The sequence below is a fragment of the Mycobacterium deserti genome (genome assembly GCF_025345615.1).
GTDB classification, from domain to species: Bacteria; Actinomycetota; Actinomycetes; order Mycobacteriales; family Mycobacteriaceae; genus Mycobacterium; species Mycobacterium deserti.
In genome coordinates this window covers 1,022,961-1,045,434 of record NZ_JAODWD010000002.1, presented here as the reverse complement: position 1 = coordinate 1,045,434, position 22,474 = coordinate 1,022,961, and the positions used below count along the sequence as shown (strand labels likewise).

The window sequence follows — 22,474 nt, the reverse complement described above, 5'->3', positions numbered from 1 at the left end:
CTACACACCCCCCTGGCCATCGGACCAGCACACAGTGTGCTGGTGCACCCACAGCAAACCAAGTGCCACCCCTTGGGCGGCACGAATTCTCACGTCAAGCCGATCGGCCGAATGCACCAGCCAATCCTAAGGGGCTGCCGGGCGGGCTCGAACCGCATTCTGCGTTGGCCGGGTAGGGCCCGCCCGCGCTTAGCGCGGGGTTTGTCGCAGGTGCGGCCTACCGTTGGGCCATGGTCGGCGACCCCCGCACCGAGTTCTTACAGCACCACAAACCAGCGGTCCGCGACGCCGCCGAGCGCCTGATCGCCACTATCACCGGGTGTGCCCGCTTCGACGAAGCAATCAAATGGCGTCAGCTGACGTTTGCCATCGACTCCGACTTCGACCATTGGGTGTGCGCTGTATCGGCAACCGCCACCCATGCCCGGGTGGCCTTCCATTTCGGCACATGGCTGGACGACCCCGACGCAGTGTTCGACACGTCTGACGCCGAGTTCGTCCGCAGGATCAGCTACCGCTCAGCGGATGAGGTGGACCAAGCCGTCGTTCGTCGGCTCGTGACGCAGGCGCTCGAGGAGTTGCCGCGGTTCCGCGCTAGGCGTCGAGATCCTGCTCCACCAAGTCGGCGACGGTCTTGAGCGCGTTCTCGTCGTCGGATTCGACGGTCACCTGCGCGCCGTTCCCCGCGCCGAGCGTCATGATCATCAGCGCAGATCCCGCGTCGACGGGCTCGCCGCCGTCCATGGCGAGCGTGACCGGAACCCCGGCGTTGACGACGGCTTCGGCGATGATCGCGGCCGGGCGGGCGTGCAGTCCGATGGCGGACCCGACGGTGACGGTCTTGGTGGGCATGCGGGGTTCTCCTTCGATGGGGTGGGCGGGCTCAGACGGTGGCCGGCTCGCGCGCGTCGGCGGTGGCCTCGGCGCCCGGCTTGATGAATTGCTTGGCCGCGACCACGGCAAGGGCACCGGCGACGGTGCCGATCAGGATGGCGACGATGAACCAGAGCAGGTCGCCGATGGCGAAGAACACGAAAATCCCGCCGTGCGGCGCGCGTGACGTCACGCCGGTGGCCATGCACAGTGCCCCGGTGATCGCGCCGCCGAACATCATCGACGGGATGACGCGGAACGGGTCGGCCGCGGCGAAGGGAATGGCCCCTTCGGAGATGAAGCACGCACCGAGAAGCACTGCCGCTCGGCCATTCTCGCGCTCGGGCTCGCTGAAGAGCCGCGGCCGGACGAAAGTCGCCAGCGCCATCGCCAGCGGCGGCACCATGCCTGCGGCCATGACAGTGCCCATGATTTCGAAGGACGCCGTCGTGGCCGCGGTGAGACCAGCGGTCGCGAAGGCGTAGGCCGCCTTGTTGACCGGGCCGCCGAGGTCGAAGCACATCATCAGGCCGAGGATGACGCCGAGCAGAATCGCGGAGGCGCCCGACATTCCGCTGAGCCAGTTCGTCAGGCTGGTGGTGACCCAGGCCAGCGGTCGACCCAGCAGCATGAACATCAGCAGACCGACAGCCAGCGAGGCGAACAGTGGAATGATGACCACCGGCATCAGGCCCCGGAACCATTTAGGCACACCAACTTTGCTGATCCACAGTGCGGCGAAGCCGGCGATGAGACCACCGACGATGCCGCCGATGAAGCCGGCGCCGACGAACACCGCCACCGCGCCTGCGGTAAAGCCCGGCGCGATCCCGGGCCGGTCGGCGATCGCGAAGGCGATGTAGCCCGCCAGGGCGGGGACAAGGAAATCGAACGCCAACTTGCCCAGCGCGAACAGCACGGCGCCGAGGTACTGCGCGAAGCCGCCGCTGGGCAGGTTCCACAGCGAGTTGTTCACCGCGATGTCGTTGGCGGTGTCGCCGATCTGGTAGCCGCCGAACAGGAAGCCCAGCGCGATCAGCAGGCCGCCGGCCGCGACGAACGGGATCATGTAACTGACGCCGGTGAGCAGGATCTGGCGGGTCCGGGTGCCCCAGCCGACGCCGCCCGCCGGTGCCGCGGCGACCGGTGCGCCCGCCGCCCCCTCGACGCGCGCGGCATTCGGATTGTCCGCGGCGGCAAGCGCTTCGGCGACCATCTTGTCCGGTTCGTTGATCGCTCGCTTGACCCCGGAGGCGATCACGGGCTTTCCCGCGAACCGGTGCTTGTCCTTGACGCCGACATCGGTGGCGAAGATGACGGCGTCGGCCTCGGCGATTGTGGCCGCCTCCAGTGGTGTGCTGCCCGAGGACCCCTGAGTCTCCACATGCAGCGTGGCGCCGGCCTTCTTGGCGGCGGCGGCCAACGAGTCGGCGGCCATGTACGTGTGCGCGATACCGGTCGGGCACGCGGTCACGGCGACCAGAGTCTTGGCCGACCGCTCGGGACCGGCTTGCGTCGCGGCAGCGGGCTTGTCCGGGTTGAGCACTCCGTCGACCAGTGCCACGACCTCCTCGGCGGTCGACGCCTGGCGCAGCGACTCGACGAAGTCCTTGCGAACCAGTGCGCGAGCCAGGCTGGACAGCAGCTTCATGTGTTCGGCGCCACCGCCTTCGGGTGCGGCGATGAGAAACGCCAGATCGGCGGGACCGTCGGGAGCGCCGAAGTCGACAGCGGGGCGCAGGCGTGCGAACGCGATGGAGGCGGTGCCGACGTGAGGTGATCGGCAGTGCGGTATCGCGATGCCGCCGGGCAGGCCGGTCGCCGACTGACCCTCGCGTGCCATGGCGGCGGCCAGCAGACCGGCGGTGTCGGTGGTGCGCCCGGCGGCTTGCAGAGCGCTCACCAGTCGGCCGATCACCGCTTGTTTGTCCGCGCCGGCGTCGGTGTCCAGCAGGACCAGATCGGTGGTGATGATCGAGGCGGCGGAGGTTGTCATGGCAGTACTTTCGTGTCGGCGACGGGCTCTGTCGGGGCGAAGGTGGCGACGTGGACGGCGTCGAGGTCGAGGTCCTTCGGCGCGGGCAGCGCCGAACCGGGCAGTGCGGCGGCGGCGCTGCCGTAGGCGACGGCCATCCGCAGCCGTTGCGGCGGATCGGACCGTCGCACTTCGGCCCGGACGTATCCGGCCAGCGAGGCGTCCCCGGCGCCGACGGTGCTGCGTGGCGTGATGGGTGGCGGCGTGGCCAGCCAGCTGCCGTTGCGGTCGACCAGCACGGCGCCCGCGGCACCGAGCGTGGCCAGCACGGCACCGACGCCGCGGTCCACGAGCTGTCGGGCCGCTGCTACCACCGGTTCCGGATCGCCCTGCGCCACAGCGGCTTCCAAAGCCTGCGGCGAGAAGCCCAGGACCCCGGCCAGTTCTTCGGCGTTGGGTTTGATCAGGTCGGGCGCGGCGCGGTCGAACGATGCGACGAGAGCCGCCAGCGGGCCTTCGGATGTGTCGACGGCCACGCGGCACGGATAGTTGGCGAGGCGTGCCACGATGGTGGCGTACCAGTCGTCGGGCAACCCGGGCGGTAGCGATCCGGACAGCACTACCCAGGACGCCGACTCGGCGTGCGACACCACCGACTCGGTCAGCGCGTCAACGGCTGCGGCGCAGAGGGTGGCACCGGCTTCGTTTAGTTTCGTTGTGGTGCCGTCAGGTTCGGTGATCGCGAGGTTGGTGCGCACCGGCTGGGAGGTGGCCACACAGCGAAACGGCACCGCGGCGGTGTGCAGTGCGGTGATCATCGGATCTGCCGGCGGCGCCGGTAGCAACGCGATGGCGTCCACGCCGGCCATCGTGAGGGCCCGCGCCACGTTGACGCCCTTGCCGCCCGCCTCGGTGGTCACCGACGTGACCCTGTGCACTGCGCCGCGGGTCAGCGGCGCGCCCAGCGTCACGGTGCGGTCGATGCTGGGATTGGGGGTGACGGTGACGATCACGCGACGACCACCTCGACGCCCCGCTCGGTCAGCTCCGCGCGAGCGGCCTCACTGATCTCGGTGTCGGTGATCAGCGCGTCGACGCTGGAGATCGGCGCGAAGCTCACGAAGTCCTCGTGTCCGGCCTTCGACGAATCCGCGACGACCACAACATAATTCGCCGCCTCGACCATGGCGCGCTTCACCGCGGCCTCGTCGCCGTCGGGGGTGGACAGACCGTGCCGGACGCTGATTCCGTTGGTGCCGATGAACGCGATGTCGACGCGCAGTTTGTCCAACACGCGCAGTGCCTGATCGCCTACTGCCGCTTGGGTGAGGCCGCGTACGCGGCCGCCGAGCAGTTGCAGCGACACCGACGGCGCTGCGGCCAATCGCGCGGCGATGGGCACCGAGTTCGTCACCACGATCAGTTCCCGGTCAGTGGGTAGGTTGGCCGCCACTCTGGCGGTGGTGGTGCCGGCGTCCATCAGCACTGTCGCGCCACTGTGCGGGAGGAATTCGATGGCGGCCGCTGCGATGCGGTCCTTGTGCTCGGCGCGGGTGGATTCGCGTTCTGTGACGCCGGCCTCGACCAGGTGCAGTGCCCGCACCGGCACCGCGCCGCCGTGCACCCGCCGCAGCAGACCCGCCTTATCGAGAAGCGCGAGGTCACGCCGCACTGTCTCGGTGGTGACGTCGTAGGTCTGCGCCAACTCGGCGACCGAGGCGCGCCCTTTCGCCATCACCAGCGAGGCGATCGCTTGTTGGCGCTCTTCGGCGTACATGCTGCTCCCGACTGTGTGGGTATCGGCCCGGATTGGGTTTGATTTGTATTGTTTTACTCTTGTTCGTGTTGACTTGTCAACGATTCCTAGTAATCTGCTTCACATGACGACTCCTTCTGCGTCCACGTCACTCCCGCCGAGCGGCACGGTGCTCTTGGGCGTTCCCGTGGTGCCAGGGGTTCAGTACGGGCCGGTGATCCGGCCGGGTCGGTTGCCCGTCCTCGACGACGAGGGGTCTAGCGAGACGGCCGAGGCGGACCGACCGGCGGAGGCGGCCAGGTTCAAGGCCGCCGCGTCCGCGGTGGCGACCCGGCTCCGAGACAGGGCCGCGCACGCGACCGGAGCCGCGTCCGAGGTGCTGGCCGCGACCGCGACGCTGGCGCAGGACCGTGCCTGGCTCGGCGCGGCGGAGAAGCGCATCAACGAGGGAGCGCCGGCGGTCAGGGCGGTGGTCGGCGCCGTCGAGCAGTTCGCCGACATGTTCACCAAGCTCGGCGGGCTTATGGCCGAACGCGTCACCGATCTGCGGGACATCCGCGACCGCGTCATCGCCGAACTGAACGGCCTGCCCGAACCGGGGGTTCCGCTGCCCGCGGTGCCGTCGATCCTCTGCGCCGAGGATCTTGCGCCCGCCGACACCGCAGGCCTGGACCCGACCCTGGTCGTCGCGCTGGCCACCACGCTCGGCGGCCCCACCAGCCACACCGCGATCATCGCGCGCCAACTCGGCATTCCCTGTGTCGTCGCCGTGAACGGTCTTGACGCAGTCGATCCGGGGACCATGGTGCTCGTCGACGGCACGCGCGGAACGATTCACGTGTCACCCGATTCGTCCGCCGCCGGCGAAGCCGTCGCTGCTGCGCACCGCGACGCCGAGCTCGCGGCCCAGTGGTCCGGCCCCGGTGCCACAGCGGACGGACACCCGGTCGCGGTACTGGCCAACGTGCAGGACGGTGCCGCCGCCCGCGCCGCGCGCCAGACGCCCGCGGAGGGGGTCGGTCTGTTTCGCACCGAGCTGTGCTTTCTCAATCGCGACGCCGAACCCACTGTCGACGAGCAAGCCGGCATCTACGCCGAGGTGCTCGACGCGTTCGACGGGCACAAGGTCGTTGTGCGGACGCTCGATGCCGGGTCCGACAAGCCGCTGAAATTCGCGGGACATCCCGACGAGGCCAACCCCGCGCTCGGCGTGCGGGGCATCCGGATCGCCGGGCGCAATCCCGGGATCCTGCAGCGTCAGCTGGAGGCCATTGCCGCGGCGGGACAGCGCAGCGGCAACCCGCCCTGGGTCATGGCGCCGATGATCGCGACGGCCGAGGAGGCGAAAGAGTTCGCCGCACAGGTTCGTTCGCACGGCCTGACGCCGGGCGTGATGATCGAGGTGCCCGCAGCGGCACTTCTCGCCGACCGCATCCTCGAGCACGTCGACTTCCTTTCCATCGGCACCAACGATCTGGCGCAGTACACGATGGCCGCCGACCGGATGTCGGCCGACCTCGCGACACTCACCGACCCGTGGCAACCGGCAGTACTGATGCTCGTCGCGATGGCGGTGCGCGCGGGTGCCGCGGCGGGCAAGCCCGTCGGAGTCTGCGGTGAGGCCGCCGCCGATCCACTGCTGGCATGCGTGCTCACCGGGCTGGGGGTGACGTCGCTGTCCGCCGCGGTGGCAGCGGTGCAGGGGGTGGGAGCAAAACTTGCGCAGGTCACGCTGCAGCAGTGCCGCGACGCCGCGGACGCCGTGCTCACGACGGCTACGGCCGCCGATGCCCGCGCCGCGGCGCTCGCCGTCCTGGGCTAGGTGCCCTTGACGTTGAGCACCTGACGCAACGTGTGCTCGACCTCGACGAGGTCGGCCGCGTCGAGCATGACCTGGTCGATGTCCTTGTATGCGTCAGGAATCTCGTCGACCCACTGCTCGCCGTGGCGGTACTCGATGCCCCGCATACGGGCCGCAAGGTCGTCGGCGGTGAAGCGCTTGCGCGCCTCAGTGCGGGAGAAGCGGCGCCCTGCGCCGTGCGGGGCGGAGCACAGGCTGGCCGGATTTCCCTTTCCGCGCACGATGTATGAGCGCGTCCCCATGCTGCCCGGGATCACCGCACGCACGCCGTCATGCGCGTCGACGGCTCCCTTGCGGGTCAGCCACACGTCACGCCCACCGTGGTGCTCGATCTGGGTGTAGTTGTGGTGACAGTTCACTCGCTCGACTTCGATCTCGGCGGCCTTGTTCTCGCCGACGCCCATCCAGTGCGCCACCGCCTGCCGGAAGCGGTCCATCATCTCGGCCCTGTTGTAGAGCGCGAAGCGCTGTGCCCAGTCGAGATCTCGCACGTAGGCACGAAACTCGGCCGTGCCCTGCGGGAGGTACGCAAGGTCGGGGTGGGGCAGGTCGATCCACATCCGCTTGCACAACTTCTGCGCTTCCTTGATGTGGTGCTGGGCAATCTTGTTGCCGACTCCTCGCGACCCCGAGTGCAGGAACATCCACACGCGCGACAGTTCGTCGAGGCACAGTTCGATGAAGTGGTTGCCGCCGCCGAGTGAACCCAGCTGCTGCGGCCACTTCGGGGAGTGGGACAACTCGACGCCCTCGGCGTCGGCACGCGAGCGCAAATCGTCGATACGGCCTTCGGTGAATTCGTACCTGGTCGTGTTCCGGTTGTAGTTCCCGGGAGAGAGCGGGATAGCGGACTCGATCGACTTGCGAAGCACCGTGAGATCACGCCCGGCGATGTCGGAGGCTGTGTAGACGGTGCGGGCGGCGATCATGCCGCAGCCGATGTCCACCCCGACCGCCGCCGGGATCACGGCGTCGATCGTGGGGATGACGGTGCCGACAGCCGAGCCCTTGCCGAAGTGCGCGTCGGGCATCAGCGCGACGTGCGGGTGGACGAACGGCATCGTCGCCGTCTGCTTCGCCTGCTCGATCGTGTTGTCGTCGATGAGCGAGGCGAAGTTGAGCAGCTTGTGGTCCTTCACCCGCTGGATGGTCATGTCTCAATTGTCGCCTCGCTGTCGAGCCGTTTCCGCACGTTCCTCTCGACCGGAATCAATCGGACCGCAGTCCGGTTACAGAAGACATGCCTGCCATCACCGCCGACACCCTGACGTTGCCGCGCATCGCCGCAGCGTCGCCGTCCGATTCCGAACGCCCCGTCCGCTCGATCACGACCGGCCCCCGCGGCTACGAAGGCGAGGGATTCCCCGTCGTCCGTGCCTTCGCCGGCGTCATCAAGGCCGACCTCGACCCGTTCGTCCACATGGATCAGATGGGCGAGATCGAGTACGAACCCGGGGAGCCCCGTGGCACCGACTGGCATCCGCACCGCGGCTTCGAAACCGTGACCTACATGATCGACGGCCGCTTCGCGCACCAGGATTCGCACGGTGGGGGCGGGTTGATCACCGACGGCGCCACACAATGGATGACCGCGGGCTCGGGCATCCTGCACATCGAAACGCCACCGGCCGAGTTGGTCGAGAGCGGTGGAATTTTTCACGGCGTCCAACTGTGGGTCAACCTGCCGCGCAAGGACAAGTTCGCGGCGCCGAATTACCAGTCGATCGAGGGTGACTCCGTCGGCCTGCTGTCGTCCGGCGACGGCGGTGCGCTGGTCCGACTGATCGCCGGCGAGGTTGACGGGCATCGGGGCCCCGGAGCCACACACACGCCGATTACGCTGGCGCACGCCACGATCGAGCCGGGCGCACAACTGAGCCTCCCGTGGAACCGCGACTTCAACGCGCTGGCGTACGTGCTGTCCGGTCGCGGCGCGGTCGGGCCGGTCGGTCACCCCATCCACGAAGGTCAGCTCGCGGTGTTCGGCCAGGGCGACCGCATCACCGTCGCCGCCGATCCGACGCAAGAGTCGCGCCGGCCCGCGCTGGAGGTGCTGCTGCTGGGCGGCAAGCCGATCCGCGAGCCCGTCATGCAATACGGACCGTTCGTGATGAACTCGAAGTCGGAGTTGATCGAGGCGCTTGAGGACTACAACGCCGGGAAGTTCGGCAATGTGCCGCCGAATGCGCTGATGCCGCACCGCCCGCGCGGCTAGCGGCTCAAGTCGTCATCGACCGGCTTCGGATACAGCAATTCCAACTCGCCGAGGTTGGATGCCGCGGCCGTCAGCGGCATTGCCGCCGAGATCGCCAGTTCGTCGTCCGGCGCGTCGGCCCGCAAGGCCAGCACGAAGTCGTCGCTGAGAGAAGCCAGGGTGCGTCCGGGGTCACGCGTCAGCCGCGCGCAGATCGCGTCGGCGTGCGCTTCGAGCACGTCGCGCGTCTGTGCGTACACGCCGAGCGGCGGCGGCACCACGTCGGCGATCAGTTCCGCGGCCGCCCGCAGCCGAATCGTCCGGTTCGCGGCGCGCACTACCGGCGCCCGCAAATCGGTCGCGCCGCTGTTCTCTGAAAGATACTGGCGCACAGCGTCGTCCACCGTACGCGACGCCTCCAGCGCGGCGTGGCTCAGAGCGATCACCCGATCGGTGGCCGCCTCGGACGCGCCGCGCGTCACCCGCAGCACGGCCGCCTTGAGGAACTGCGCGCCGACGGTACGCGCGTCGTCGATCGCCTTGGACACCCGCGCCGTCGCCCCGCGTGGCCACAGCAGAAGCGACACCACGATGCCCACCAGCGCACCGACGACGACGTCCTCGACGCGGATCAAACCCACCTGCCAGCCGGTCGGGACGATCAGGTTGAAGTTGATCAGCACCATCATCGTGAACGCGGCCTGGCCGGCGACGAACGACGCCACCCCCGGGATGTAGGCCGAGCCGAAAGCGACCAGCGGCAACAGAATCCACAACACGACCGGGTCGACACCGAGCAGCTCGATGACGACCGCGCCCAGCACGAAACCGACCGCGGTGCCCGCCACCGCGCGCACCACCCGGGTGCTCGTCGTCAGCGCACTGCTGCGCAGCACCGACATCGCGCCGAGCACCACCCAGAATCCGTGTTCGACGGGAAACACATGGGTGACCGCCACAGCTAACGCGAGGCCCAGCCCGATGCGGACGCTGTTGCGCAAAACGACCGCGCGCGTGGACAAGAAGCCCTTGGTGATCGCGGCGACCGCCACCGTCTCGGGCATCACCCAGTCCGCCGCCCCGGTCTCGGGCAGCCGACGGCCGAGCACACGCGCCCACACCGGCCGAGCGTCGGCCGCGGCCGCGTTGCGGATGATCCGGCCGGTCACCGCGATCGTCGCCGAGGTTGTTCGACGGACCAGCAGCTTGCGGCCCAGCGCGACTGCGGCCCCGTCGTCGGGCTCGCTCAGCAGGCGTTCGATGTCGCCCCGGTAGGTGCTCTGCGCAGCCGACCGCTGCTCGAGCAGGGCCGCGCGCAGGTCGGCGCTGCGCGTCGCTCGCGCGGCCGGACTGCGCAGCCGCAGCACCGCCGCCGAGTCCCGCAGCACCCGTATCGCGGGCTCGCGCATCGGCCCGAGCAACGCACCGGTGTCCTCGTCGATTCGGTCCGACAGCCACCCGAGGTCGTCGACCACCCGGACCAGCGCGCGGCTTCCCGCGGTCAGCGCGACGGGCCGGTAGTCCGCGCCGATGAAGGTGTCGTACAGCGTGTTCATCGCCTTGGTGACATCGCGGGCCGACGCCGTGCCCTCGAGCCGGTCGGCCAGCCTGTTGCACACCCGTGCCGCGTGCCTGCGCAGGTCGTCGTGATGGCGCGGGGGGAAGAGAAAGAGCGCAGCGGGCACACACAGTGTCAAAGCGATCAGCCAGCCCAGCAGCCGATCCGGTAGCGGGCCCACCGGCGTGCACGCGGGCAGGACGAATAACAGCAGGGTGGCGCGCTGTCCCGCGGCGACGATCTCGCTGAGCACCCCGGCGAAGATCACCGCCATTCCGAGGACGAACATGACCGCGACGCTCAGCCACGGGTACGGCGCCACGAGCGTGCCGGCCACGATCAGGACTGCGCCGTTGAAGCCGAGGCCGCCATACGCCAGCGCGCGCGCAGGCCGGTTGCCGGGAAAGTCGACGAGGATCAGTAGTGCCACCGAACCAAAGATCGTGAACAGCGGCGTCTGCGAGTCGCCGCCGACGGCGAAGCTGACCGCAGCGGCCACCGGCAGCACGATCCCCGCGCGCGCCGCGCGGCGCAGTGCGTCGAAGTCGGGGTCGCGCGCGCGCAACCGGTCCAGGGAATGCTTGAGGACCGCACGCGTCTCAGTGCGCAAGGATCTTGATCCCCAGCACCAGTGCGCCGACGCCGGTCAGACCGGCGACGGTGAGCGCCTGCTGCCACCACGGCAACTGAGTCCGGCGGACGGCCAGCAGGGCGATGACCCCGAGTTCGCCGACCAGCACCCAGCCCGCGATCCAGGTCGCGGTGTCGGTGTCAAGGGCGTCGAACCCGGCAACCGCCAGGACGGCGATCGGCAGGACGGCCGCCTGCAGGATCTGACCGGAGGATTGCAGCATCCGCAGCGCCTTGCGGCCGCGTGGAGCCGTGCTGTAGACCGCGAGGTGAGCCACCCAGTCGGCGAGCAGGCTCGCGGCCCACAACCCGCCGGTGGCCACCGCCACGTCGAGAATTCGCGCCCACGCGCTGGTCTCCTCGGTGGTGTAGCGCGCGAGGACGGCCAGCGTGGCCAGACACGAGATCGCGCCGTAGAGCCGTTCGCGCAGTAGCGCCACCACGTGCTCGACCGGTTCGTCGGCCTCGGCCGCCGCGCGCGCCGCCCTAGTCACCTTCGGGTACCGAGGCGAAGTCGCCGGAGTCCAGGGCGTCGCGCAGTCGGCCGGAGATCCATTTGAGACCGGCGGCGTCGCGCGGCAGCGTCGCCTGCTCGTAGCCGACGAGCAGGTACACCGCCCACGCCGCGAACAACTGGGCCTGCCGTTTGTGTTGCAGTATTTCGAACGCCGACTGGTACATGACGTCGAAACGCTGCTGGTCCACCGCGGCCTGCACCGAATGCACATGCGGGTCAAGCGAACTCCACACGCGGATCGCGGCTTCGGCGCCGTGCGGCAGCCCGAGCCCGGCCTGGATCAACGTGTCGATGCGGCGGTGCGGATCCGGTTCGGCGCGCACCGCCTCGATCACCTGGACGGTGCGTTCCTCGGTCCAGTGCGCGAGCAGTTCCTTGGTGTAGGTCGGCCAGCTGTCGAAGTAGTGATAGAACGACCCGGTCGTGACGCCGAGGCGGCCGCACACCTCGGCGAGCTTGAACCCGCCGTAGCCGAGGTCGGACAACACATCGAGGCCTGTCGCGAAATAGGATTCGCGCGAAACGACGCTGGCCATGGCGGAACGATAGTTCCTCGGCGGGCGCGATCTCTACAACCACGAACCCGCCGCCGGTGCCCAGCAATTTGCTTGCCCGGCGCGCCAAACATGCGGTTTCAGGTGCACGCCGTTAATAACAGGTGACGTGTGGCACAATTTGACCGTGCCGCAACATACCGCGAGTCGGGGACCGGGTCGTCCACCCGCAGCGAAGGCCGCCGAGACGCGAGAACGCATCATACAAGCGGCGCGCGAGGTGTTCAGCGAACTTGGATACGACGCAGCCACCTTTCAGGCGATCGCCATCCGAGCCGACCTGACCAGGCCTGCGATCAACCATTACTTCGCCAGCAAGCACGTGTTGTGGCGTGAGGTGGTCGAGCAAACGAACGCGTCAATTGTCAGCGGGGGAATGGCCCGGGCGCAAAGCGAGACCGGCCTACTTCGGCGGTTGTCGACATTCTTCACCACGGCCATGCAGGCGGAGTCCGAAGATCGTTCCGCCGCAGCTTTTCTCGTCACCTCGGTACTGGAGTCGCAGCGCCATCCCGAACTCAGCGGCGACGACCACGATTCGCTGAAGAACTCACGCGAGTTCGTGGCGTGGGCGGTCAACGACGCGATCAAGCGGGGCGAACTCACCACCGACACCGACGTGAACTCGCTCGTCGAGATGCTGGTCGCGGTGATGTGGGGGATGGGCTTTTACGCCGGCTTCGTCGGCGACCACGACGAGCTCACCGCGGTGGTGCACAAGTTCGAGCTGTTGATGGCAAACAAACTGTGGAGCCTGCAGGAGTAGCCGCACCTGAGCGGGTGACGTCGCCCACTTTACGTATAGGTTGGCTAACTTAATCGATAGCATTGCGAACGATGAGTTCGTTGCGCACACACGATGACAGCTGGGACATCGCGACCAGCGTGGGGTCGACCGCCGTCATGGTGGCCGCGGCCCGCGCCGCCGAGACCGACCGAATCGATCCGCTGATTCAGGACCCCTACGCCAAAGTGCTGGTGGCAGGCGCGGGTTCCGGTGTGTGGGAGTTCATGCTCGACGACTCGTTCCAGGCCAAGGTCGCCGAAGTCGATCCCGAGGTGGCGGCGATCTTCGAGCACATGGGCAGCTACCAAGCGGTGCGCACGCACTTCTTCGACAGCTATTTCGCCGACGCCGTCGCTGCGGGCATCCGGCAGGTCGTCATCCTGGCCTCCGGCCTCGACTCGCGGGCGTATCGACTGCAGTGGCCGGCGGGCACCGTCGTCTACGAGATCGATCAACCCAAGGTGCTCGAATACAAGGCGGCCCGGTTGGCCGAAAACGGCACGCTGCCCTCGGTTCGACGTCACGAGGTTGCCGTCGATCTCCGGTTCGACTGGCCGAAGGCTCTGCAGGACGAGGGTTTTGACGCCGAGGCCCCAACGGCATGGCTGGCCGAAGGACTGTTGATGTACCTGCCCGCCGACGCCCAGGACCGGCTGTTCGAGCAGATCACCGCGCTCAGCGCCGCCGGCAGCCGGGTCGCGGTCGAGACCGTCGGCGTACAGGCTGACGAGCGTCGCGCACAGATGCGGGAGCGGTTCGAGCGCATCGCCGACACATTTGACATGGGCGACACCCTTGATGTGGCCGACCTGATGTACAACGACCCCGACCGTGCCGACGTCGCGCAGTGGCTCGACGCGCACGGATGGCGCTCGAGCATGGTCACCTCGCACGACGAGATGCGTCGACTCGGGCGGTGGGTGCTGCCGCAGGAATTCTCCGACGACGACGCGTTCTCCTCGTTCGTCACCTCCGAGCGCCTGCCGTGAGGCGCGTGCAGCGCAGCCGTCCGGTCATTGCGACGAGCCTGGGATCGGCCGTCGTGCGCAGAGCGGCGGCCCGCGCCACCGAGAGCGAACGGCACGACCCGCTGAGCTCCGATCCGATGGCTGCGCTGCTGATCAGCCCGCCCGAGATCACCAAGGCGGTCGAGACGTCCGCGGAGATCAACAGCCGCGTGCCTGCCCTTGCCGCGGCGCACCGGCAGGCGATCGACTACGAAGCGGCGCGCACACGGTACTTCGACGCGTACTTCGCCGAAGCGGCCGAGGCCGGAATCCGCCAGGTGGTGATCGTGGCGGCCGGTCTGGACAGTCGCGCGTTCCGGCTGGCGTGGCCCGACGGCACGACGGTCTTCGAGCTCGACCGGCCCGAGATCCTCAACTACAAGGCCGTCATGCTGGGCAACCAGGACATCAGGCCGCGCGTCCACTGGCGTCCGGTGGGTGTCGAGCGCGACGGGGACTGGCCGCGGATGCTGTTCGGCGCGGGCTTCAATCACAACGAGCCGACGGCCTGGCTGGCCGAAGGATTGCTTCCGCTGCCCGCCGCTGCACAGGACGCGTTGATCACCGACATCGACGGCCTGAGCGCCGCGGGCAGTCGGTTCGCGCTCGACGAGGCCTTCGGGTACGTGTCGGGTTACCACCACCCGGCGGACTGGCTCACCTCCCGCGGTTGGTGGACAACGACTTTCGACGTCAGTGACTATCTGGAGCAGCTCTCGCGGCTGGCTGCCGACCACGACGATCCACTGTTCAGCCTGCGGGCGACATTCGTCACCGCCGAGAAGGTGGCTTGATTCAGCGATAGCGCGCCTTCTGGGCAGGCCAACCAACTGGTTAGGATCGGGTATTCGCTAGGTCAGGAAGGACACCCACCATGACCACAGAATTCGCCGCACCCGCGCAAGCCCCCGCCGACATTCCCAGCGTCGTCCGCCGACTGCGTGAGACGTTCAAATCCGGTCGCACCAAGAGCATCGACTGGCGCAAACAGCAGCTCCAGGCGATGGAGAAGCTGATGCTCGAGAACGAGCAGGCCATCGCGGCCGCTCTCGAGCAGGATCTCGGTCGCAAACCGTTCGAAGCGTGGCTGGCCGACATCGCCAGCGTCGCCGGTGAGGCCAAGGACGCGGCCAAGAACATCCGTAAATGGACCAAGCGCAAGTACCGGATGCTCGAGATGTCGCAGCTACCCGGCCGCGGCTGGGTCGAGTACGAGCCGTTCGGCACTGTGCTGATCATCGGCGCGTGGAACTTCCCGTTCGCGCTGACGCTGGGCCCGGCCGTGGGTGCGCTCGCCGCAGGCAACACCATGGTGCTCAAACCGTCTGAGATCGCGCCGGCGTCGTCGGCGTTGATGGCCGAGCTGGTGCCCAAGTACCTCGACAGCGACGCGGTCGCGGTGATCGAGGGCGACGGTACGGTCAGCCAGGAGCTCATCGCGCAAGGCTTCGATTACCTGCTCTACACGGGCGGCACCGACATCGGCCGGAAGGTCTACGAAGGCGCCGCACCCCACCTGACCCCAGTCACCCTGGAACTCGGCGGCAAGAGCCCGGTGATCGTCTCGGCCGACGCCGACATCGACGTCGCGGCCAAGCGCATCGCGTGGACCAAGCTGATCAACTCGGGACAGATCTGCATCGCGCCCGACTATGTGCTGGCTGATGCGAAGATCAAGGACCAGTTGGTCGACAAGATCCGGGCCGCGGTCGAGACGTTCGAGTCCAAGAACCCCGACGGAAAACGCATCGTCAACGAGCGACACTTCGACCGGCTGACCACCGCGCTGGCGGCAACCAAGGGCCAGGTGGTGATCGGTGGCGGCTCGGATGCGTCGAAGATCGCCATCCAGCCGACCGTCGTCGTCGACCCCGATCCGGCCGAGCCGCTGATGACCGACGAGATCTTCGGGCCGATCCTGCCGATCATGACCGTGCAATCGCTCGACGACGCAATCAGTTTCGTCAACTCGCGGCCCAAGCCGCTGGCGGCGTACCTGTTCACCAAGACCAAGAGCATTCGCGAACGCGTAGTCAAAGAGGTTTCCGCCGGCGGCATGGTGATCAACCATCTGCTGTTCCACTTCGCCACGCACAAGCTGCCGTTCGGTGGTGTGGGGCCCTCGGGAATGGGCGCCTACCACGGCAGGTTCGGCTTCGAGACGTTCAGTCACAAGAAGTCCGTGATGACGAAGACCACCCGACCCGACGTCGGCGCCTTCATCTATCCCCCGTATACAGAGAAGGCTTGGAAGCTCGCCAGACGGCTCTTCTAGGGGCAGGAGCGAAGCGACCCGGGGAACGAGCACAGCTAGAGAGGAATCGCATGCCAGGAGTGCAGGACCGCGTCATCGTCGTCACCGGAGCCGGAGGCGGACTGGGGCGTGAGTACGCGTTGACGCTCGCCAGGGAAGGCGCCAGCGTCGTCGTCAACGACCTCGGCGGTGCACGCGACGGCACCGGCGCCGGATCCGCGATGGCCGACCAGGTCGTCACCGAGATCAAGGACGCCGGCGGCCGAGCGGTCGCGAACTACGACTCCGTGGCCGAGCAAGAGGGTGCCGAGAACATCATCAAGACCGCGATCGACGAGTTCGGCAAGGTCGACGGCGTGGTCAGCAACGCGGGCATCCTGCGCGACGGCACGTTCCACAAAATGGAGTTCGGCAACTGGGATGCTGTGCTCAAGGTGCACCTGTACGGCGGTTACAACGTCATCCGCGCCGCGTGGCCGCACTTCCGCGAGAACGGTTTCGGCCGTGTCGTCGTCGCAACGTCGACCAGCGGCCTGTTCGGCAACTTCGGCCAGGCCAACTACGGCGCCGCCAAGCTGGGCCTGGTCGGACTGATCAACACACTGGCCCAGGAGGGCGCGAAGTACAACATCAAGGCCAACGCCGTAGCGCCGATCGCCGCGACCCGCATGACGCAGGACATCCTGCCGCCGGAGGTCTTCGAGAAGCTGACGCCCGAGTACGTCGCGCCTGTCGTGGCGTACCTGATGACCGAGGAAAACCCCGACACCGCATCGGTGTTCATCGTCGGCGGCGGCAAGGTGCAGCGCACCGCCTTGTTCCAGAACGAGGGCGTCACGTTCTCCGATGGCGTCCCAACTGTCGATGACGTGGCCTCGAAGTGGGGCGAGATCACCGACCTTTCGGCGGCGCAGCGGGCCACGTTCAGCCTCGGTTGAGGTTTGATGAAAGCGCTTGTCGCGCAGAAGCTCTCTGGTCCGTCAGGCCTGGCGTACACCGATGTCGACGACGTAGGCGGCGATGACGTCGTGGTCGTCGACGTCGGTGCCGCCGGCGTCAGCTTCCCGGATCTTCTGTTACTGCGCGGTGAGTACCAACTTCGTCTCGAGCCGCCGTTCATCCCCGGCATGGAGATCGCGGGCGTGGTCCGCTCGGCACCGTACGAGTCGGAATTCATACCGGGCCAACGGGTGACGGCAATGTCCATGCTCGGCGGGTGGGCTGAGCGGGTAGCGGTCTCCCTCGACAGTGTCCGGCCGACTCCAGAGGGGCTCGACGACGCCGAGTCCGTCGCGCTGCTGGGCAACTACCAGACGATGTACTTCGCGTTGGCCCGTCGCGGAGGTCTGCGGCCGGGTGAGACGGTGCTGGTGCTGGGTTCGGCGGGAGGTGTCGGCACCGCGGCCATCCAGATCGCGAAAGCGCTGGGCGCGAACGTGATCGCGATGGTGCACCGCCCGCATGCGGTGGAGTTCGTCGAATCGCTCGGCGCTGACGTCGTGCTGCCGCTGACCGATGGCTGGTTGCAGGCGGTCAAGGACGCGACCGGCCGGCGAGGGGTGGACCTCGTGGTGGACCCCGTCGGCGGCGAGGCGTTCGACGACGCGATCCGGTCGCTGGCGACCGAGGGCCGACTGCTCGTGATCGGATTCGCCGCGGGCAGCGGCATTCCGACCGTCAAGGTCAATCGGCTTCTGCTGCGCAATGTCTCGGTGATCGGTGTCGGCTACGGCGAGTACGTCAACCGCACGCCCGGCTCGCAGGCGGTGTTCGAGTTCGGTGTCGGCGAACTGGTCAAGGCAGGCCTGCGGCCGCCACCGCCGATCCGCTTCCCGCTGTCGAAGGGGGCCGAGGCGTTGCAGAGCCTGGCCGACGGCGAGGTGCTCGGCAAGGTCGTGCTCGAACCGTGAGACCACGCGCGTTGGCGTTCGACACGTTCGGCACCGTCGTCGACTGGCGCTCCAGCATCATCCGCGAGCTCGAGGACTTCGGTCGGACCCACGGCGTGCAGCAAGATTGGGCCGCCTTCGCCGACGACTGGCGGGCAGGCTATCCGCCTGCGATGGATCGCGTGCGCCGAGGCGAGCTGCCGTGGACCAAGATCGATGGCCTGCACCGGATGATCCTCGTCGAACTGCTCGATAAATCGGGCAACGCCGCGATCAGTGACGAGGACATCGACCACCTGAACCGCGCCTGGCACCGGCTCGACCCGTGGCCCGACAGCGTCGCGGGGCTTACCCGGCTGAGGACGGGATTCACGATCACGACGCTGTCGAACGGCAACCTGTCGCTGCTGACGAACATGGCCAAGCGGGCCGGACTGCCGTGGGACTGCATCATCTCCGCCGAACTGTTCCGCCATTACAAGCCCGATCCGGAGGCGTATCTCGGCTGCGCCGACCTGCTCGACGTGGCGCCCGGTGAGCTGATGCTGGTGGCAGCGCATGCCAGCGACCTGCGCGGGGCGAAGCGCGCGGGCCTCATGACGGCCTACGTCGACAGGCCGCTCGAGTACGGGGCGGGTCGCCGTCGCCCGTCGAAAATCGAGGACGGCGAATTCGACATCATGGCAACCGATTTCGGTGATCTGGCAGATCAATTGCTCGGGACTTCTGCGTGAGCGCTGCTGGCGCGCGCCGATCACAGCGCTGATGCAGATCTCGGCGGCCAGGACACGGGCTAGAGTCGTGCCGTGAGCACCGGCGGGATCGTCCTTGTTGCACTCGCGATCGCCGTCGGCATCATCGGTATCGTCGTGCCGCTGCTGCCGGGCACGCTGTTGGTGTTCGCCGCGATCGCGGTGTGGGCGGTCTTCGAGAACAACCTCACCGGTTGGGTGACCCTCGGGGTCGTGACGGCACTTCTCGGTGCCACCACGTTCGTCAAATACACGTGGCCCGTGCGGCGGATGCGGGAAGCCGACGTGCGCACGTTGAGCTTGGTGGCCGGCGGCGTGCTCGGGGTCGTCGGTTTCTTCGTGATCCCGGTGGTGGGCCTGGTCATCGGCTTCGTGCTCGGCATCTACCTCGCCGAACTGTCCAACCGCAGAGATCAGCGGGTGGCGTGGACGTCGACCAAGCACGCGCTGAAGGGTGTCGCTCTGTCGGTGGGTGTCGAGCTCGCGGGCGCGCTGCTCGCGACGGTGGCCTGGGTGGCCGGGGTCTACCTGACGCAATAACGCAACAATGCGGCGCGAAATGGCTACCTTCGGTGGAATGGCCAAGCTTCGCTTCGGATACTTCATCGCCCCGTTTCACCGCGCGGGCACCAACCCCACCCTCGCGCTGCAGCGCGACCTCGAATTCGTCGAGCACCTCGACGCGCTCGGCTACGACGAGGCGTGGATTGGCGAGCACCACTCGGCAGGCAGCGAGATCATCAGCTCCCCGGAGGTGTTCATCGCCGCGGCCGCCGAACGCGCGAAGCGGATCCGGTTCGGCACCGGCGTCATTTCGCTGTCGTATCACAACCCGCTGTGGACGGCCGACCGGCTGATGTTGCTCGATCACCTGACACACGGCCGCATCATCGGCGGGATGGGGCCGGGGTCGCTTCCGACGGATTCGGCGATGATCGGGCTGACCCCGACCGACACCCGTGAACTGCTGGAGACCAACCTCGACATCGTCGTGCGCCTGCTGGCCGGTGAGACCGTCACCGCGAAGACGCCAACGCACGAATTGTTCGACGCCCGACTGCAACTCGCGCCGTACTCCGACGGCGGAATCCCGCTGGCCGTTGCCGGTGTGGCCTCGCCGACCGGTGCACGGCTGGCAGGCAAGCACGGTATCGGCCTGCTCTCGATCGGCGCGACCCTGGTCGTCGAGGGCTTCGACGCGCTGGCCTACCACTGGGGCATCGTCGAGGAGCGAGCCGCGGCGTTCGGCGCATCCGTCGACCGCAGGAACTGGACGCTGGTCGGACCCATGCACATCGCCGAAACCGTCGAACAGGCGCGCGCTGAGGTGAGATTCGGCATCGAGTCCTGGTACCGGTACTTCCAGAAGGTCGCCGCGTTCCCTCAGATGACGATGCCCGGCGACAGCATCGACGAAGTGATCGACGTCATCAACGCGGCGGGCGCCGGGGTGATCGGCACGCCCGAACAAGCCCGCGCCCAAGTGCAGCGGCTGTGGGACCAGTCCGGCGGGTTCGGCTGCATGCTGCAGATGGGCCACGAGTGGGCGAACCCGGCGGCCACCAGGCGTTCGGCGGAACTGTTTGCCGCCGAGGTCATTCCGCATTTTCAGGGTCAGGCACAGCCGACGCTTGATGCCGCGGCACGGGCCAGCGATGTGCGCGAGGACTTGGCGCAGACGCAGTTGGCGGCCATCGAGCACATGACCAAGAAATACGAGGCGGAAAAGGGCGGCTAGCGCCCGCTCGCGAACGTTCCTTACCACCCGAGATTTCGGCGACTCTTCGAGCGGTACGGAACGTTCGGCAATCTAGCCCAGCAGCGAGGCGCGCAGCTTGGCGACATCGGCAGCCGTCACACCCGCCGCTTCGAGGTAGTTCTGCAGACCACCGAAGTTCTGCTCGATCGAGCGACGGGCCGCATCGAGGTAGTCCGACTGGACCCCGAGCACCGCGTCGGTCAGCCGGGCCTCGGCGAAGGTGACCTCTTCGTCGGTCTCGGTGCGCTCGCGGATCGACTCCATGATCTGCTCGCGAAGTTGCGGCACCGCGGCATTGCTGCGCAGGAAGTCGGCAAGAATCGCCTCGCGGTCGACACCGACGGCATCGAGGATCGTGGCGACCGTGAAGCCGGTCCTGTCCTTGCCCGCGAAGCAGTGGGCGATCACCGGACGTTCGTCGATCAGCAGCGAAACCACTTGCCGCACAGCGCGTTGCGCGCCCGGCAGGGTGGGAAAGCGCAGGTACTCCTCGGTCATGAAGCGCCGCGCGGCGATGGTGATGTCCTCGTCGTCGGGCTTCTCGGTCATCATCTTCTGGAACGCCGACTCGTGCGGTGCCTCCCCGTCGACGGCCGAGACCTCGTGGAAGTGCAGCAGATGCACCTCGACCCCCGCGGGCACCGCGCCCGCGCCGTGGCGCTCGACCTCGCGCGCCGAACGGAGGTCGGCGACGTCGGTGATGCCGAGTTCGAGGAGCCGACGTCGGCCCTCGTCGTCCAGACTGCTCAGCTCGCTGGAGCGGAAGAACAGCCCGGGCCGGACACCCGTCTCCTCGGCGACATCACGGAAGTTCCACGCCCCCGAAAGTTCCCCGAGATCTACAGCCACTAGTTGATCCCCTGCATCGCGGCGAGTGCGAACGGACCCTTCTCGCGGCCGAGTTCGGCCCGGGCGATGGTCCGCATGTGCACTTCGTCGGGTCCGTCGAACAGGCGCATCGCCCGATGCCAGCCGTATAGACGGGCCAACGGGACGTCGTCGCAGACGCCCATTCCGCCGTGCACCTGGATCGCGCGATCGATGACGTCACAGGCCATCTGAGGGGCGACGGCCTTGATCTGGGCCACCAGCGTCTGCGCCTCCCTGCTCTTGTTGCCGTGCTGGTCGATGGTCCAGGCCGCCTTGTGGCATAGCAGGCGGGTCTGATCGATCTCGTTGCGCGACTTCGCGATGGCCTCGCGCACGACTCCCTGCTCGGCGAGCGGCTTGCCGAAGGCGATCCGCTTCTGCACCCGGTCGACCATCAACGCGAGCGCCCGCTCGGCCGCGCCGATCGCGCGCATGCAGTGGTGGATACGGCCGGGTCCGAGGCGCGCCTGGGCGATCGCGAATCCGCTGCCCTCCTCGGACAGCAGGTTGGCCACCGGAACCCGCACACCGTCGAACGTGATCTCGCAGTGGCCGTGCTGGTCCTGCCAGCCGAAGACCGGCAGCGAGCGCTCGACGGTCACGCCGGGCGTGTCGACGGGCACCAGGATCATCGACTGCTGCTGGTGGCTGGCCGCGTCGGGATTGGTGCGGCCCATCACGATGAGGATTTTGCAGCGCGGATCGGCCACCCCGGTGATCCACCACTTGCGGCCGTTGATGACGTAGTCGTCGCCGTCGCGCAGCATCGTGGTTTCTATGTTGCGGGCGTCGCTGGACGCCACCGCGGGTTCGGTCATCGCGAACGCACTGCGGATCTCACCGGCCAGCAGCGGCTCAAGCCACTGCTTACGCTGCTCCTCGGTCCCGAACAGGTGCAGCGTCTCCATGTTGCCGGTGTCCGGGGCCGCGCAGTTGATCACCTCAGGAGCGATCTCCATGCTCCATCCGGTGAGCTCGGCCAGCGGCGCGTACTCCAGATTGGACAGGCCGGACTCGGCGGGCAGGAACAGATTCCACAGGCCCCGCTCCTTGGCCGCCTTCTTGAGGTCCTCGACGATGGGCGGCACGGTGTGATCGTCGGGCCCGGCCTTCGCCCGGTACTCCTCGTAGTCCCTCTCAGCGGGAAACACGAACTCCGTCATGAAGTCGGTGAGCCGCTCGTAGTAGTCCTGACCCTTGGCCGACATCGCGAAGTCCATGCCCGCCACGATATGACA

General features: G+C 67.8%; 22 protein-coding genes. 12 read left to right on the top strand and 10 right to left on the bottom strand.

Annotated features, from left to right (window positions below; all coding sequences use genetic code 11):
* Positions 1-230 precede the first annotated feature (230 nt).
* Positions 231-638, top strand: coding sequence for a DUF1801 domain-containing protein (locus N4S67_RS11240; RefSeq protein WP_260993016.1), 408 nt, complete (start codon positions 231-233; stop codon positions 636-638).
* Here the strand turns inward: N4S67_RS11240 and N4S67_RS11235 are convergent.
* From N4S67_RS11235 to N4S67_RS11220, 4 genes are read right to left on the bottom strand one after another with little or no spacing between them, the layout of a single operon-like run.
* Positions 595-852 carry an HPr family phosphocarrier protein gene (locus N4S67_RS11235; protein WP_260993015.1) on the bottom strand — a complete coding sequence of 86 codons (258 nt, stop codon included), beginning with the start codon at positions 850-852 and terminating at the stop codon, positions 595-597. The genes N4S67_RS11240 and N4S67_RS11235 overlap by 44 nt on opposite strands.
* Positions 853-883: 31 nt before the next feature.
* Complete coding sequence (locus tag N4S67_RS11230) at positions 884-2,869, bottom strand: PTS fructose transporter subunit IIABC (protein ID WP_260993014.1); 1,986 nt, start codon at positions 2,867-2,869, stop codon at positions 884-886.
* Entirely contained in the window at positions 2,866-3,861 is a 996-nt protein-coding gene (locus tag N4S67_RS11225; RefSeq protein WP_260993013.1) for a 1-phosphofructokinase family hexose kinase, read from the bottom strand. Before N4S67_RS11225 ends, N4S67_RS11230 begins: the two co-directional genes overlap by 4 nt.
* Entirely contained in the window at positions 3,858-4,625 is a 768-nt protein-coding gene (locus tag N4S67_RS11220) for a DeoR/GlpR family DNA-binding transcription regulator (RefSeq protein ID WP_260993012.1), read from the bottom strand. The genes N4S67_RS11225 and N4S67_RS11220 overlap by 4 nt, the downstream gene beginning before the upstream one ends.
* A 103-nt stretch (positions 4,626-4,728) precedes the next feature.
* On the opposite strand from N4S67_RS11220, the gene ptsP reads away from it, so the two are divergent.
* Positions 4,729-6,426, top strand: coding sequence for a phosphoenolpyruvate--protein phosphotransferase (ptsP, locus tag N4S67_RS11215; protein ID WP_260993011.1), 1,698 nt, complete (start codon positions 4,729-4,731; stop codon positions 6,424-6,426).
* Here ptsP and N4S67_RS11210 read toward each other — a convergent pair.
* Positions 6,423-7,619 (bottom strand): RtcB family protein, encoded by a 1,197-nt coding sequence (locus N4S67_RS11210; protein ID WP_390893315.1) that lies wholly within the window; start codon positions 7,617-7,619, stop codon positions 6,423-6,425. The two genes, ptsP and N4S67_RS11210, sit on opposite strands and share 4 nt — an antisense overlap.
* Positions 7,620-7,705: 86 nt before the next feature.
* On the opposite strand from N4S67_RS11210, the gene N4S67_RS11205 reads away from it, so the two are divergent.
* Positions 7,706-8,680 carry a pirin family protein gene (locus tag N4S67_RS11205; RefSeq protein WP_260993010.1) on the top strand — a complete coding sequence of 325 codons (975 nt, stop codon included), beginning with the start codon at positions 7,706-7,708 and terminating at the stop codon, positions 8,678-8,680.
* Here N4S67_RS11205 and N4S67_RS11200 read toward each other — a convergent pair.
* From N4S67_RS11200 to N4S67_RS11190, 3 genes are read right to left on the bottom strand one after another with little or no spacing between them, the layout of a single operon-like run.
* Positions 8,677-10,827: an FUSC family protein gene (locus tag N4S67_RS11200; protein WP_260993009.1), complete on the bottom strand. Its 2,151-nt coding sequence runs from the start codon at positions 10,825-10,827 to the stop codon at positions 8,677-8,679. The two genes, N4S67_RS11205 and N4S67_RS11200, sit on opposite strands and share 4 nt — an antisense overlap.
* Positions 10,817-11,341: a hypothetical protein gene (locus tag N4S67_RS11195; RefSeq protein ID WP_260993008.1), complete on the bottom strand. Its 525-nt coding sequence runs from the start codon at positions 11,339-11,341 to the stop codon at positions 10,817-10,819. The genes N4S67_RS11200 and N4S67_RS11195 overlap by 11 nt, the downstream gene beginning before the upstream one ends.
* Positions 11,334-11,900 carry a TetR/AcrR family transcriptional regulator gene (locus N4S67_RS11190; RefSeq protein ID WP_260993007.1) on the bottom strand — a complete coding sequence of 189 codons (567 nt, stop codon included), beginning with the start codon at positions 11,898-11,900 and terminating at the stop codon, positions 11,334-11,336. The genes N4S67_RS11195 and N4S67_RS11190 overlap by 8 nt, the downstream gene beginning before the upstream one ends.
* A 145-nt stretch (positions 11,901-12,045) precedes the next feature.
* On the opposite strand from N4S67_RS11190, the gene N4S67_RS11185 reads away from it, so the two are divergent.
* The 9 genes from N4S67_RS11185 to N4S67_RS11145 all read left to right on the top strand — a co-directional run bounded on the left by N4S67_RS11185 (position 12,046) and on the right by N4S67_RS11145 (position 20,345).
* Positions 12,046-12,684, top strand: coding sequence for a TetR/AcrR family transcriptional regulator (locus N4S67_RS11185; RefSeq protein ID WP_260993006.1), 639 nt, complete (start codon positions 12,046-12,048; stop codon positions 12,682-12,684).
* 71 nt (positions 12,685-12,755) lie between these two features.
* On the top strand, positions 12,756-13,694 hold the full coding sequence (locus tag N4S67_RS11180; RefSeq protein WP_260993005.1) for a class I SAM-dependent methyltransferase: 939 nt from the start codon (positions 12,756-12,758) through the stop codon (positions 13,692-13,694).
* The gene (locus N4S67_RS11175; protein ID WP_390893314.1) at positions 13,691-14,506 is read left to right on the top strand and encodes an SAM-dependent methyltransferase; all 816 of its coding nucleotides are present in this window, start codon (positions 13,691-13,693) and stop codon (positions 14,504-14,506) included. Before N4S67_RS11180 ends, N4S67_RS11175 begins: the two co-directional genes overlap by 4 nt.
* An 80-nt stretch (positions 14,507-14,586) precedes the next feature.
* On the top strand, positions 14,587-15,987 hold the full coding sequence (locus tag N4S67_RS11170; protein WP_260993003.1) for an aldehyde dehydrogenase family protein: 1,401 nt from the start codon (positions 14,587-14,589) through the stop codon (positions 15,985-15,987).
* Positions 15,988-16,037: 50 nt separating this feature from the next.
* The gene (locus tag N4S67_RS11165; RefSeq protein WP_260993002.1) at positions 16,038-16,904 is read left to right on the top strand and encodes an SDR family oxidoreductase; all 867 of its coding nucleotides are present in this window, start codon (positions 16,038-16,040) and stop codon (positions 16,902-16,904) included.
* Positions 16,905-16,910: 6 nt separating this feature from the next.
* Positions 16,911-17,876, top strand: a complete 966-nt coding sequence (locus N4S67_RS11160) for an NADPH:quinone oxidoreductase family protein (protein WP_260993001.1) — start codon at positions 16,911-16,913, stop codon at positions 17,874-17,876.
* Positions 17,873-18,589 carry a haloacid dehalogenase type II gene (locus N4S67_RS11155; RefSeq protein WP_260993000.1) on the top strand — a complete coding sequence of 239 codons (717 nt, stop codon included), beginning with the start codon at positions 17,873-17,875 and terminating at the stop codon, positions 18,587-18,589. The genes N4S67_RS11160 and N4S67_RS11155 overlap by 4 nt, the downstream gene beginning before the upstream one ends.
* Positions 18,590-18,661: 72 nt before the next feature.
* On the top strand, positions 18,662-19,147 hold the full coding sequence (locus N4S67_RS11150) for a DUF456 domain-containing protein (RefSeq protein WP_260992999.1): 486 nt from the start codon (positions 18,662-18,664) through the stop codon (positions 19,145-19,147).
* A 37-nt stretch (positions 19,148-19,184) separates the two neighbouring features.
* Positions 19,185-20,345 (top strand): LLM class flavin-dependent oxidoreductase, encoded by a 1,161-nt coding sequence (locus N4S67_RS11145; protein WP_260992998.1) that lies wholly within the window; start codon positions 19,185-19,187, stop codon positions 20,343-20,345.
* A gap of 72 nt (positions 20,346-20,417) precedes the next feature.
* Here the strand turns inward: N4S67_RS11145 and N4S67_RS11140 are convergent, their stop codons facing one another.
* Both N4S67_RS11140 and N4S67_RS11135 read right to left on the bottom strand, forming a co-directional pair.
* Positions 20,418-21,215, bottom strand: a complete 798-nt coding sequence (locus tag N4S67_RS11140) for a tyrosine-protein phosphatase (protein ID WP_260992997.1) — start codon at positions 21,213-21,215, stop codon at positions 20,418-20,420.
* Complete coding sequence (locus tag N4S67_RS11135) at positions 21,215-22,444, bottom strand: acyl-CoA dehydrogenase family protein (protein WP_260993082.1); 1,230 nt, start codon at positions 22,442-22,444, stop codon at positions 21,215-21,217. Before N4S67_RS11135 ends, N4S67_RS11140 begins: the two co-directional genes overlap by 1 nt.
* Positions 22,445-22,474: the final 30 nt, after the last annotated feature.